This window comes from Thalassospira sp. MCCC 1A01428 (assembly GCF_002115825.1).
GTDB lineage: Bacteria > Pseudomonadota > Alphaproteobacteria > Rhodospirillales > Thalassospiraceae > Thalassospira.
In genome coordinates this window covers 232,914-246,468 of the sequence record NZ_JFJZ01000004.1, presented here as the reverse complement: position 1 = coordinate 246,468, position 13,555 = coordinate 232,914, and the positions used below count along the sequence as shown (strand labels likewise).

Genomic DNA, 13,555 nt, shown 5'->3' with positions numbered 1-13,555 from the left:
CTTCCGATTTAACCGGCTTTACCAACCGCTATTGCTAAAAAATCTCGAAAACCTGGCCGGTCTGAAGCCCCTCAACCGACTTTGCATAACCAAGGGCAGCACGTGCTGCGGGAACCGGGTTGTGCCCCCGGAAAAACGGCCCGTACCCTTCCATCGCCTCGCTAATCACACCGGGGCTAACCGCATTTATCCGCAAGCCCGGTGTCATTTCAATCGCCGCTGCGCGAACAAAACTTTCCACCGCACCATTCACCATCGAAGCCGAACTTCCATACCGAATCGGATCTTTGGTCAAAACACCGGTTGTCAGGGTAAATGACGCGGTATCGGCCACATAATCACGCCCGATCAACACCAGGTTTACCTGCCCCATCAGTTTGTCATTAATGCCAATGCGGTATTTTTCATCATCCATTTCGGCAAAATCACCGAAATGCACTTTGCCCGCCGTCGACACAACGGCATCCACGGTACCTACCTTTTTAAAGGCATCCCGGATGCTGGCCGTGTCACAAATATCGATCTGGATATCGCCGCTGGTGCGCCCGGCCGTAATAATATCGTGGCGCGCGCCCAGTTCGGTCGCAACGGCTTTGCCAATCGTGCCCGAGGCACCGACAAGAAGAACCTTCATCGTGCTAATCCTTTTATCTGTTGAAAGACGATGACGAAACCTTCGCACATGTTTATTGGATCGACAATCTGGCAATTTTCAAACACATTGTTTATATAATTAAACAATGAAACAGTATCTAACCGAAATGCACAGCTTTGCCGCCGTTATCGAATATGGCGGGTTTACAGCAGCAGCAAAGGTTTTAAAGGTATCGAAAGGCCTGATCAGCCAGCATGTCACCCGGCTTGAAGAAGCATTGGGAACACAATTACTGTTTCGCACCACCCGCAAGCTGGAACTGACGGAAACCGGCACAGCCTTTTTAGTTTACTGTCAGCGCCTGGGCGAAAATGCCGAGGCCGGTTTTGAAGCGGTTGAAAGCCTGCGCAAAAACCCGACCGGCACCGTTCGTATCACCGTGCCAGTATCATTTGGCGAGATTTTCCTAAACGACATCATCACCACATTTCAAACCCGCCATCCCGATATCACCATCGAACTGGAGCTGGAAAACCGCTATCGCGATTTAAAATCGGACCCGGTCGATATGGCGATCCGGGCAGGTTTAGCCAGCGACCCCGACCAGGTTGCCATTCCTTTGGGGCAATTATCCGAACTGGTCTGTGCCAGCCCGGCTTATTGGCAAATGACACCGCCCGTCACAACGCCAAACGACCTGCGAAACCATAATTGCATCAACAATTTTCATTACTGCACAGACAATCGATGGCTGTTTTTTGGCGAAGACGGCCCACAATCCATTCTTGTTCGCGGCACTTTGCGGCTTAACCACTATCCCCTTATCCGTAATGCGGCCTGTCAGGGCCTGGGGGTGGCCCGCCTGCCACGCTATATCGCCATGCAGGAAATTAGCATAGGCAGGCTGGAAACACGCTTAAACGCCTATACATCGCCGCAAAGCCCGATCAGCCTTGTTTATCCCTATCAGGGGGCATTGCCGCTTAAAAACCGCCTGCTGATTGATTTTATCCGCGACTGGTTTTATGCTCGGCCTGATTTGCTGGAAACCGGCAAACGTGCCAGCTTAAAATGACTCAATCCTGGTCAATATATCGGCAACAGAAATACCCCGCTCGCGCATGGATCGCAGGGTTTCGGATTTATCGCGCTTGGCAAACCGTTTGCCATCCGGCCCGGCCAGCAATTTATGGTGGTGGTATTCGGGCACGTCATAGCCCAGCAATTCCTGTAACAGGCGGTGCAGGTGGCTGGCAAAAAACAGATCCTCGCCCCGTGTCACCAGCGAAATGCCCTGCAAATGATCGTCCAGTGTCACCGACACATGATAACTGGTCGGTGTATCCTTGCGGGCCAGGACCACATCGCCAAAAATTTCCGGTGTTGCCACCTGGCGGCCTGCGGCGCGGTCATGCCAGTATAACCGCTTACCCACCTGTTTTATGGCCCGCCCCATATCAAGGCGCAGGGCATAGGAATCCCCGGCGGCTATTCGATCCGCACGTTCCGACACACTTAAATGGCGACAGGCGCCAGGGTAAAGTGCCCCATCCGGCCCATGCGGGGCATTGCCAATCCGGGCGATTTCAGCCTGAATTTCCTTACGCGTACAAAAACACGGATAAAGTAAATCCCGATCCGTCAAACGGTCCAGCACCGCCTGATAATCGTTGAAATGGGCGGATTGGATGCGTACCGGCGTTTCCCAGCTCAGGCCCAGCCAGGCAAGGTCTTGATATATAGCCTCAATATATTCCGGGCGGGCGCGGGTTTGGTCGATATCCTCGATCCGCAATAAAAACCGGCCCTTATCTCCGGCATTGCGGGCGGCAAACAGGGCCGATGCCGCATGGCCCAAATGCAAATATCCGGTCGGGCTGGGGGCAAAACGGGTGATCTCACCCATTTTGCCAGCCCCGTATATTTGTATTACCAGCGATCCTTGTCGCCATGTCCCTTGTCCTTGGCCGTATCGGCCGCCACATGGCGCAGCGGGCGTTTGGGGCCACGTTTGGGTTTTTCATCAAACAGATCGGAAAGTTCGCGCAGCATGGTGCCGCCCAGTTCTTCCGGGTCGTTAATCGTCACGGCGTGCTGATAATAGCGCGTTACGTCATGGCCAATACCAATCGCCAGCAATTCCACCGGCGACCGGGTTTGAATCCAGTTGATCACTTCACGCAAATGCCGTTCCAGATAGTTGCCCGAATTCACCGACAGTGTTGAATCATCAACCGGCGCACCATCGGAAATCACCATCAGGATGCGGCGTTGTTCATTGCGCGCCAGCAAGCGTTCATGCGCCCATAACAGGGCTTCACCGTCGATATTTTCCTTAAGCAACCCTTCACGCAGCATCAAACCAAGGTTTTTGCGTGCCCGGCGCCACGGCGTATCGGCGGCTTTGTAAATAATATGGCGCAAATCGTTCAAGCGGCCCGGTTTGGGTGGTTTACCCGCCTCAACCCACGCCTCGCGCGATTGCCCGCCTTTCCATTGCCGGGTAGTAAAGCCCAAAATTTCGACCTTCACCCCGCAGCGCTCCAGTGTACGTGCCAGAATATCGGCCGACAGGGCGGCAATGGTAATTGGCCGTCCACGCATGGAGCCGGAATTGTCGATCAGCAGAGTGACGACGGTATCGCGAAAATCGGTATCATGTTCGAGCTTGAACGACAGGGGTGTGGAAGGCATGGCAACGATACGCGCCAGTTTGGCCGCATCAAGAATGCCTTCTTCAAGGTCAAAGTCCCATCCCCGGTTTTGCTGTGCCATCAGGCGGCGTTGCAAGCGGTTGGCAATGCGCGAAACAACGCTTTGCAAGGCCGCCAACTGCTTGTCCAGCATCGCGCGCAACCGGGCCAGTTCCATGCTTTCGCACAGCTCATCGGCAAAAACGATTTCGTCATATTCGCGCGAGAACGGCTCGTATCCGCGCTCTACCGGTTCGTTGCGGCCATCAAATTCCGGCTGTTCGCCCGGCCCGGCAGGCTGTTCTTCCTGCGATTGTGCCTCAAGCTGCTGGTCGTCAACATCGCCCTCGCCCGCTTCAGCATCGTCAGCGCCGCTTTCCTGCTGCTGATCATCACCGTTCGGGTCGGTTTCGTCGCTGTCGCCCTGCTCGCCGCCCTGGCTTTCCTGTTCGTCATCCGGGGCGTCATCGCCATCTTGCTGGTCCTGATCATCGCCTTCTTCTTCGGGCGGCTCTTCAAGCAAGTCGTCTTCTAACGACAAATGATCCAGCAAACGGCGCATCCCACGCGAAAACGCTTCCTGATCGTCTAGCATATTGCGCAAATCAGAAAGGTCGCTGCCGGCTTTTTCCTCGATCTCGGCGCGCCACAAATCGATCAGGTTCCGGGCGGAATCCGGGGCTTTTTCACCGGTGAACATTTCACGCGCCAACATACCAATCGCATCGGCAAAGGGGGCATCTTCACGCGCGGTCAGGCGATGAAAGTTTTTCGCCTTGCAATCGGCATCTTCATGGGCACGCAGGTTTTTACGCACACCGGGAAAATAACGCGACCCAACGGCTTCATAACGGGCGGTTTCCAGGGCTTCGTAAACGGCCTGGGCCTCGGCACTTTCGGGCATGCGTTTTTGATGCAGGGCCGCATCATGATGACGCAACTTTAACGCCCAGCCATCGGCAACACCGCGCAAATCGGCCACTTCATCCTTGGGCAGGGCCTGTTTGGGCATGGGCAGGCGAACATGTTCGCCATAACCACCCGGGCGCCCGCCTTTGACAAAGCCGACCTCCAGATCATTGCGACCGGCCAGCGCGCGAAATGTCGCCGCCGTGCCGCGCAGAAATCCGGAAAGCGCCTCGTCGTTTTTCATCGCTTGCAGTCTCGTATTACTGGGGTTTCGGGCGTTGCATCACAGCTGGCAACGAACCTGAAGTCAGGGATGGTGCGTTTAACGCACCATCACATTGATTGCACTTTGCGGCAGTTCCTCGCCAAAGCAACGCTGGTAATATTCGGCCAGAATAGGCCGCTCTACCTCGTCACAGCGATTAAGGAAGGTCACGCGAAACGCATAGGCCACATCGTTGAAAATTTCAGCGTTTTCAGCCAGCGTAATCACGGTACGCGGGCTCATCACGGTTGAAATATCACCCGATACAAACCCCTGACGGGTCAGGTTGGCAAGGGCCACCATCGCCTCGATCTTGCTTCGACCTTCGGGATTGTCAAAGCTGGCAACCTTGGCGGCAACAATGTTGGTTTCATCAGCAACCGACAGATAATTCAGCGTCGCAATGATCGACCAGCGGTCCATCTGGGCCTGGTTGATCTGCTGGGTGCCATGATAAAGACCGGTGGTATCGCCCAGGCCAACCGTATTTGATGTGGCAAACAGGCGGAAAAACGGGTGCGGATGGATCACCTTGTTCTGGTCCAGCAAGGTCAACTTGCCGTCAACTTCCAAAACACGCTGGATCACGAACATCACATCGGGGCGCCCGGCATCATATTCATCAAATACCATCGCGACCGGGCGCTTCAGGGCCCAGGGCAAAATGCCTTCGCGAAATTCGGTAATTTGCTTGCCGTCGCGCAGAACAATGGCGTCCTTGCCGATCAGGTCAATACGGCTGATATGACTATCAAGGTTCACACGTACGCACGGCCAATTTAGCCGCGATGCCACCTGTTCGATATGGGTTGATTTACCTGTGCCGTGATACCCCTGGATCATCACCCGGCGATTGTGGGCAAAGCCCGCCAAAATCGCCAATGTGGTATCGCGATCAAAACGATAGGTCGAATCACTGGCCGGGACATGTTCGCTGGTCTGGCTGAATGCCGGGACCATCATGTCGGAATCAATCCCGAACGCCTCACGCACGGAAATTTTGGTATCGGGTGCATCCAGCGGATGTTCTGCTGCACCACCGCTCGCTTCGTAACCTTGGCTCATAAGTACTCGCGCATTTTGGGGCCGGTTGGTCCGGCCGAATGTGTCATCTTTGTCATTAATAACGATTAAGCCGCCGCGGACAAAGGAAAGATACCGAAAAATTTCCCTTCATCATAAAAAGCCATGCCATATGCCATCCGCAACGCTGATCCCGGATACATAATAACGCCATATCGACAGGCAAGCTGGCAAACCTAGATCGAAACGCGTGCCTCAAGATCACGGATATAAGTCATCAGGCTTGAATACGCGGCACTGATGGTTTTAAACCGCTCTTCGGCGCGTTTATCCCCGCCATTGGCATCGGGATGATATTTTTTCGATAGCTGTTTGTATTTGGATTTAAGTTCGTCCTTGGAAAACGGCCAGCCCAGATCCAGCGTTGCCATCGCCATTTGCTGTTCGCGCGGCATGCCCAGCGCCCCGGCCTTGCGGGCGGCTTCTTCCGCATTGCGTTCGCGGCGATTGGCATTGGGGTCGCCCCCCGGCCCATGATGGGTTTGTTCGCCTTCCTCGTTAAAAAAGCCAAAACCATCGGCAAATTTGAAATCGAACGGTTTTTTTGCCCCGCGAATGTGGCCAAACCGCCAGGTCGGGCGTTGCCAATGGGCATCGCGGCGCACATGTTCCTCGATGTCATCGGCCTTCATGCCGCTGAAATAGTCCCAGGATTTGTTGTATTGCCGCACATGCTCCAGACAAAACTGATAATACGTGCTGAGCTTGCGGTCCTTGGGGGCACGAAACTCCCCATGCTCCGCACAGCCAGGCCAATCGCACTCTGGCAAATCGGGCTCGCTAAAATACAACGTCTTGCGTTTGTTTCGTTGCGCTCTGTTCATGGAGGTTTATATGTTCGGAACATTCATGGGACGCAATATCATATGTGCCGATTACGAATGATAAAAGGATTGAAAAAATTTCCGGTGGTTGCTTCGCCACCCAAAAGAACGCCAGAGTTTCGCCAACGGTAAAGCAAACAGGCCATCCTTCCAACAATTAGAGAATGTTACATGCAAGTTGCCCAGCAAATTCGCGATATCATCACGGCCCGGTTTAACCCGGCCAAACTGGAAATTATTGACGATTCTGCCAAACATGCCGGTCATTCCGGTGCCGACCCGCGTGGCGAGTCCCATTTTTCGGTATTGATCGTTGCCGATTGTTTTGATGGCCAAAATCGCGTGAACCGACAACGCATGGTTTATAATGCCCTGGATGACCTGCTTAAAAACCGGGTCCATGCCCTGGCCTTAAAAACAATGTCCCCTGCCGAATGGGCCGACACAGCCAAATAACACCGGCTTCATCGTGTTCAAATAAGGTTGATGCGTAACCCCGGCCCGTTTTGCAAATTACCGCGCCCCTTTGGTGGCGCAGGCAGTGACAGGTATCAGTCTCTGGTGGACAGGGCCGCGGTTACATCCAGCCCAACTGTCAGGGCCCCTAACACCTCGCCATTTTTCGGGTCTGTCACCGGCATGGTTATTTGCGACAAAAACTTTGATGTCGACGGATCATAATAAATATCGGCGATTTGCACCGGGCTGGCGGCATTATTGCTGAAAATAGCGAATTTGGCTTCGCCCGACTGGTCATAGTTGCTGGTCGGGCTCGACATGCCAACAATCAGCCCGTTCTGATCAAAAATAAAGGCCTCGGCAAAGCGGACGTCCCGATTGCGATAGGCCCGTTGCAAATAGGTGGAAACATCGTTTCGCAAGATATCCGCAGCCAGCCGGGACGCGGTTCCATTGGCACTTGCTTCACGCCATTCCCGGTCCAGGTCCGCCACCTTGTCGCGGTTGACAACGTTCACATGCAAAGGGTCCTGAAATTCGCCCCGGTCGCGCAGGGCATTAATCAATGCAGGTGCCCGCATAATCTGGCGAATTTTCTCAACTTCATCATTCATGATCTGGTCGCGCTCGTGATTTTCAAGTTTGACCACGGCAGGCTCGCAAATATCCAGCGCCCGGTTTAAATTACGCAGGGTCTCCGGGTGCGTTTTGGTATAGGTGCGGGCAAAATACATTACCAGCGGCATATAACTGGCAAAACGTTCGGTGAAATCATCGGCATCGAGCTTTAATTCGTCACGTGCGCGGGCAAAGGATTGCTGATCAATCAACGCAAAATCAACGCGGCCCTTTTGCAATAACGCAATCAGCGAGCGCAGGGACGGCACATGGACGACATCCCGATACCCCTGATCAAGCGTCCATTCGGCCTCGTTTGACCCAAGAACAGCCCCAACCGTTACCTTTTGATCGGGATGGGGAACACGCAACTGGCCATCTGTAACACGATGGCGCGAAACCCAAACCCACTTTTCCAATGCCAAAGGCGAGGTCGGCTCGGCGTAGCTTGCCATATCGGACGACAGGCGCGACAGGAAAAATCCATCTGCCTGGCCCTTTCGGACCATATCGCGATTGCGCTGGCGAGGGGCCAGGGTAATGCCGTATTCGATGTCGATTTTTTGAAAAGCACAATCCAGCAAACGCACCGTCGTGCCGGTCAATGCGCCATTATCGAGTTCCTGATAAGGCGGCTGCAAATTAGTCTGAAGTACCAGAAAATGTTTGCCGTTATGGTCCGCTTTGGCGCGATGGCATCCTGCCAAGCCCACAACGACAATTCCCAAAACGAACAGAACACAGTGCTTTAAGCCCGAACAGAGCGATTTCCCGCACATTTTACGTGTTCGTCGAAAGATACCCACCCGTGCCAAAACCGCCCCCAATAGCAATTCACCCCGCAATACCTATACGATATTGACAAGAAGAGGCAGAAAAACAACCCCTTTAGGGTAGTATGACTAATCTATAGGATAGTAAACTCAACAAAACCTCATAAAATATGCATCGTCGCCGCGTAAAAAGCCGCCTGCACGTTTCTTTAATCCCTGAAAATTGTTCTTTACCGCCCCTGTCGGGGACGGATCGGGCCGAGTCTCGGCAGCGCCCTCGTTAAACAATTAAGGCGGGCGCGTTTATGAGGGAATTAAGGGATAAACCGCTTTGTCATCAGCCAGCCGATAGACAAGAAGGCCGCGGTGACAATGTGTATAACTTGAAGTTCTCAACCGTTACCCACATCCATACCCGTATTGTTGCCTCAATTTTCATCCGCGCCGGTATAATTATCAGGTGCAATCCGTTTCACAGCCGCCCCGTCACTGCGCCAGCCATGACAACTATTTACCAGCGGACTTTGCCGTTTGCGCGCCGGGGCCTGCCCGTCCTGTGCCTGGCGTTGCTGTTTTTCTTCGGCTTCGCGGGCACGAATGGGAAAAATGGTTTGAAAAGCCGTCGTTGCCACCGGCCCCATTAATTCGGTCAGGTGCGTGCAGCCATATATACCGCCAACACGTTCACGAATTTGGCGCTTAAGGCCGGGGCCAATTTTAAGACCCACCAGTTTTTCATAATTGGGGGCGATTTCACCACAGGCAGCAAAAGGAGCATGATCCGTAACCGCTTCTGCCGCCTTGATCACCATGTCATTGCCAACTGTAATGCGCAGCCACATCTGGTGGATTGGCTCGCCGGGCGGGATTTCACCCCGATCATGGTTGGCAAAACCATAGGTTTTCACATCGGTAATATGCCCTTCAATATCCCACAGGCCATCGGCACGCCGGTAACCGGTGCAGGTTATTTTTCGGGTATGGATATGCTCTCGCGGGGCGGGCTCTGACAGGGGCATTTCTCTCTCCTTTACGTAAACGTAAAGACAGAACCAGCCTCTGTGTCAACATGGAAACGCACCCCACCCGGTCAAGTTTGCTTCCTGGGCCGAAAAACCGGCCACAAACCCGCAACATGAACGGTAAAATGCCCGTGACCAGCCCCTAGGCAACGCCGTAATCAGAACCGAAAATGAACTTTTCCCGGTCGCGCACTTCGTCTTCCAGGCCAGCCTTGACCACGTTAAACAAATCGCGGATCGACACCATGCCAACAACCGTTTCCCCATCGAGCACAGGCAGGTGGCGATAGCGATGCGCGCTCATCAAAGCCAGGGCATCCTGGGCGTTATCATCAGGGCGCAAGGTATCGGGGTTGGTTGTCATCACATCAGCAAGGGCGGTTTTTGCAGGGTCAAGCTGCTTTGCAACCACCCGGTTCACCAAATCGCGCTCGGTAAAAATGCCGGAAAGCCGGGCGGAATTATCGACGATAAGCACGGCGCCAATTTTGCGTTCCGTCATCAATAAAACCGCATCCATCACGGAATCGGCAGGGTTCAGGGTGGCAAGGGATTGTTCCTTCACGAGACCCGGTACGATTTTTGTGTCCATTTTGTCTCTCTATGCGGTTTGCAGTTGCCATTTCATGACATCAGTGGTGCCCGGCATATAACCGGTGCCGATGCCATCATGCCAATTTTAACCTATAAGTAGAACATTTACGACCATTTAACGCGCCATCATGTCTTTATCAAAACCGCAAATGCCACAGCCCGCAGCATTGCTGCGGGCTGTGGTGCATTGTAAACAAGGTTTGATTGCCTTGGCGGGGATGAATGATGCCTGTAGCGTCAGCTTTCATCCGTTGCGGGCACACTGTCGCCCAGCCGCAATTTAACCCGTGTCACCTGGTTTCGCACCCGGCGCAACACTTCAAATTCCAGCCCGTGAAACCGAAACAGCTGTCCGACATCGGGAATACGGCGGGTTTCATAAAGCAAAAGCCCGGCAATGGTCGCGGCTTCCTCGTCGGGCAGACGCCAGCCAAACCGACGGTTCAGGTCGCGAATGGTGACATCGCCGCGCACAATAACCGACCCGTCGGCCTGGGGTTGTACCCCCACCACCTCAACATCGGTTTCATCGGCAATATCGCCCACAATTTCTTCCAGAATATCTTCAAGCGATACGACGCCTTCAAAGGCACCGTATTCATCGACAACGATGGCAAAATGTTCGTGCCGTTCCTTAAATGCCTTTAACTGGTCGGCAAGGGTGGTGGAATCGGGAATAAACCATGGCTTGGCGGCCAGTTCGCGAACGGCCTGGGCGTCTTCCGGTTTATTGCCCCGCACAATTGCCTTTAACACTTCACGCGCATGTAACACGCCAACAATGTTGTCAGGGTCATTTTCATAAATCGGAATGCGCGTATGCGGACTGGCCAGCACCGTTTCCAGAATTTCATCCATCGAGCGCGAGACATCAATCATCTGCACCTTGCGTCGATGCACCATAATTTCCCAAACGCCGACATCATCAAGGTCCAGAATACCGTGTAACATCGCGCGTTCGGCCTGATGATCGCCAATCACCTCGTCATCGGCATGCAGTTCAATGGCACCCCGCAATTCGCGCTCGCTATCCATGCCCGGGCCGTCACCACCGCCAAACAAATGCATGGTTGCCCGCACGATCACCTGAATGCTTTCCGTGACCGGGGCAAAAAGGGTGACCAGAAATTTCATCGGCCGGGCCACGCGCAACGCCATGCTGTCGGCATGTTTCAGCGCATAGGTTTTCGGCAGAATTTCTGCAAAAATCAGCACCAGGGCCGTCATCGCCGCCGTGGCATACACCACGCCATTGGGGCCAAAGGTGGCAATCATCACCGATGTTGCCATGGCCGATGCCAGAATATTAACCAGGTTATTACCCAGCAAAATAGCCCCGATCAGCCGTTCCTGACGTTCACGCAACCGGTTAACGATCCCGGCGCGGACATCACCATCCTGTTCCTTGTGATGCATGATCGAACGCGATGCTGCCGTCAGGGCCGTTTCCGACCCCGAAAAAAACGCCGACAGCATCAACAGGATAAAAATCACGATAACCGTGATTGTCATTTGGTCCCCTCGTTATCAAAAGAGCAACAATGGCCCTTCAACTTCAGCCCAACAATTTATCACCCCTGCCAGCTGCGATCACTAACGCTGACAGGAACAATCGATAAAGCCATCAGAAGCAACCGGGCGTATCGTATCAGGAGAAACACCCTCGCAACCTGATTATCGGTTCTGGCATGACCGCGATATCGCAGAACGCATTTTGCCGACATCCATTTCGCGCGATGTAAATGCCTTGCCAATGCCCCGGGTCATGACAAATGTGATCTGGCCGTCGCGAACTTTTTTATCGCGCGACATATGGCTGATCAACCGGTCCACATCCCAATGCACGCCCGAAATTTCGGCGGCCCGCACCGGCAGACCAACATTTTGCAAATGCGCAACGATCCGGCTTGTGTCCTGTGCCGGTGCCATGCCCATTGCGGCACACACATCATGCGCAATCACCATACCCATCGCAACGGCCTCGCCATGCAGCAAACGCCCGTCATAGCCCAGTTCGGCTTCAAACGAATGGCCAAAAGTGTGCCCGAGATTCAGCAACGCACGTTTGCCGTGTTCCCGTTCATCCTGCGACACGATCCGGGCCTTGGCAGCGCAACTGCGCATCACCGCCTGTTTGCGTTCCTCGCCATCCTTTGCGATAACCGCCGATGCATTTTCTTCCAGCCAGCTAAAAAATTCCGGGTCATCAATCAGGCCATATTTGGCAACCTCGGCATACCCTGCCAGAATTTCGCGTTTGGGCAGGGTATCAAGCACGGCTGTATCAGCCAGCACCAGCCGCGGTTGGTGAAACGCCCCGACCAGGTTTTTACCCGATCTGGAATTAATGCCGGTTTTACCACCAACCGAGCTGTCGACCTGCGACAGCAATGTTGTTGGAATTTGCACAAAATCCAGTCCGCGCAACAGCGATGCCGCGACGTAACCGGCCAGATCGCCAATTACCCCGCCGCCCAGCGCAATAATCAGCGTTGACCGTTCAATGCCAAGGGCCAGCACCTGTTCGACCACACTTTCAAAGGTGGCGAAGCTTTTCGATGCTTCGCCCGCCGGAACCACAACACAATGATGCGCAATTCCAGCCTGATCAAGGGATGCCTGAACAGTTGGCAAATGCAGCTTTGCAACAGCAGCATCCGTAACAATGACCACCCCGGCCGATCTGGCAAACGGGGCAACATATGTGCCGGTATCAGGCAACAATCCGCTACCAATTACGATATCATAGCTGCGCGCGCCCAGATCGACGCGAAGGGTTTCTGCACTATTCAAGGTTTCAACTTTCCATTGTCGCCAAAGGCCCCTGCCAAAGCAGCAAGAACCCCGTCGCGGGTATCCTCTTTCGAGGCATCGCCACAATCAAATGTTACATCGGCACCGGCATAAACCGGGTAACGCGTTTCAATCAGATCCGCCAGAATCTGGCGTGGATTTCCACTGTTTAACAACGGTCGATGCGGGCGCCCCGCCGTGCGCTGCACCAAAACATCCAGATCGGCACGCAGCCAGACCGAAACACCTTTTTCCAAAATCAGTTTACGGGTTTGTTCACGGATAAAAGCCCCGCCGCCGGTCGCCAGAACAACCGGTTCACCTTCCAGCAAACGTGCAATCACACGTTCCTCGCCATCGCGAAAGGCGTCTTCGCCATACAGGCGAAAAATATCGGCAATCGAACAGCCGGCAGCTTCCTCGATTTCGCGGTCGGCATCGACAAAAGGCAAGTTAAGCGTTTTGGCAACCATACGCCCGATGCAGCTTTTACCAGCCCCCATCAGGCCGACAAAAACCAGTGACCGATTCCCTAGCCCGGCACCAATCTGCGCTGTTATATCCGTGTGCAAACCCGAATCGGCACTTTTGCTCTCCATGACCGGTTTGCAATCCTGTTTTACCATGTTCATACGGTCCCTTGACCGCTTGATACGTGTTGACACTGTTGTGTAATTCTTTAGGGCACGGTTGCGCGGAACGCAAGCAAACCGCATGTCGAATTTGCGATCAGTATGCCCAACTTCACCCTGATCGTAAAATTGACATGCAATTATTAACGTTCTCGGCCCTAGACTGCCTTGGTCCTGCCGAATTAGGATGTAACCAGTTTTTCGCAATATGGCTGATATCTCGGTCAGAACACCCAAAACAAAGCTTGAGAGCCCATGAAAATTCTATCCCGGATCATTCTGTTTCTGATTATCG

Annotated in this window: 13 protein-coding genes; 2 read left to right on the top strand and 11 right to left on the bottom strand. The window is 53.7% G+C overall.

Annotated features, from left to right (window positions below; translation table 11 throughout):
- Nucleotides 1–34: 34 nt before the first annotated feature.
- A complete protein-coding gene (locus tag THS27_RS05565; RefSeq protein WP_085588671.1) occupies nucleotides 35–634 on the bottom strand; it encodes a short chain dehydrogenase in 600 nt (199 codons plus the stop codon).
- A gap of 106 nt (nucleotides 635–740) precedes the next feature.
- Here THS27_RS05565 and THS27_RS05560 point away from each other — a divergent pair, with 106 nt between their 5' ends.
- A complete protein-coding gene (locus tag THS27_RS05560; RefSeq protein ID WP_085588669.1) occupies nucleotides 741–1,670 on the top strand; it encodes a LysR family transcriptional regulator in 930 nt (309 codons plus the stop codon).
- On the opposite strand, the gene gluQRS is transcribed toward THS27_RS05560, so the two are convergent.
- The 4 genes from gluQRS to THS27_RS05540 form a co-directional block, all read right to left on the bottom strand.
- Nucleotides 1,662–2,501: a tRNA glutamyl-Q(34) synthetase GluQRS gene (gene gluQRS, locus THS27_RS05555; protein ID WP_085588667.1), complete on the bottom strand. Its 840-nt coding sequence runs from the start codon at nucleotides 2,499–2,501 to the stop codon at nucleotides 1,662–1,664. The two genes, THS27_RS05560 and gluQRS, sit on opposite strands and share 9 nt — an antisense overlap.
- Nucleotides 2,502–2,524: 23 nt before the next feature.
- Entirely contained in the window at nucleotides 2,525–4,441 is a 1,917-nt protein-coding gene (cobT, locus tag THS27_RS05550; protein ID WP_085588665.1) for a cobaltochelatase subunit CobT, read from the bottom strand.
- A 78-nt stretch (nucleotides 4,442–4,519) separates the two neighbouring features.
- On the bottom strand, nucleotides 4,520–5,527 hold the full coding sequence (gene cobS, locus THS27_RS05545) for a cobaltochelatase subunit CobS (RefSeq protein ID WP_085588663.1): 1,008 nt from the start codon (nucleotides 5,525–5,527) through the stop codon (nucleotides 4,520–4,522).
- Between the two features lie 194 nt (nucleotides 5,528–5,721).
- Nucleotides 5,722–6,369: a DnaJ domain-containing protein gene (locus THS27_RS05540; RefSeq protein ID WP_085588661.1), complete on the bottom strand. Its 648-nt coding sequence runs from the start codon at nucleotides 6,367–6,369 to the stop codon at nucleotides 5,722–5,724.
- A 171-nt stretch (nucleotides 6,370–6,540) separates the two neighbouring features.
- Here THS27_RS05540 and THS27_RS05535 point away from each other — a divergent pair, with 171 nt between their 5' ends.
- On the top strand, nucleotides 6,541–6,825 hold the full coding sequence (locus tag THS27_RS05535) for a BolA family transcriptional regulator (RefSeq protein ID WP_085588659.1): 285 nt from the start codon (nucleotides 6,541–6,543) through the stop codon (nucleotides 6,823–6,825).
- 95 nt (nucleotides 6,826–6,920) lie between these two features.
- Here THS27_RS05535 and THS27_RS05530 read toward each other — a convergent pair whose 3' ends face one another.
- The 6 genes from THS27_RS05530 to THS27_RS05505 form a co-directional block, all read right to left on the bottom strand.
- Nucleotides 6,921–8,159: a hypothetical protein gene (locus THS27_RS05530; protein WP_139835482.1), complete on the bottom strand. Its 1,239-nt coding sequence runs from the start codon at nucleotides 8,157–8,159 to the stop codon at nucleotides 6,921–6,923.
- A 488-nt stretch (nucleotides 8,160–8,647) separates the two neighbouring features.
- Entirely contained in the window at nucleotides 8,648–9,238 is a 591-nt protein-coding gene (locus tag THS27_RS05525) for a DUF2889 domain-containing protein (RefSeq protein WP_085588655.1), read from the bottom strand.
- Nucleotides 9,239–9,383: 145 nt separating this feature from the next.
- On the bottom strand, nucleotides 9,384–9,833 hold the full coding sequence (locus THS27_RS05520; RefSeq protein WP_085588653.1) for a CBS domain-containing protein: 450 nt from the start codon (nucleotides 9,831–9,833) through the stop codon (nucleotides 9,384–9,386).
- A gap of 239 nt (nucleotides 9,834–10,072) precedes the next feature.
- Nucleotides 10,073–11,347: an HlyC/CorC family transporter gene (locus THS27_RS05515; protein ID WP_085588651.1), complete on the bottom strand. Its 1,275-nt coding sequence runs from the start codon at nucleotides 11,345–11,347 to the stop codon at nucleotides 10,073–10,075.
- A 162-nt stretch (nucleotides 11,348–11,509) separates the two neighbouring features.
- On the bottom strand, nucleotides 11,510–12,628 hold the full coding sequence (gene aroB, locus THS27_RS05510; RefSeq protein ID WP_085588650.1) for a 3-dehydroquinate synthase: 1,119 nt from the start codon (nucleotides 12,626–12,628) through the stop codon (nucleotides 11,510–11,512).
- Complete coding sequence (locus tag THS27_RS05505) at nucleotides 12,625–13,260, bottom strand: shikimate kinase (RefSeq protein ID WP_246832851.1); 636 nt, start codon at nucleotides 13,258–13,260, stop codon at nucleotides 12,625–12,627. The genes aroB and THS27_RS05505 overlap by 4 nt, the downstream gene beginning before the upstream one ends.
- Nucleotides 13,261–13,555: the final 295 nt, after the last annotated feature.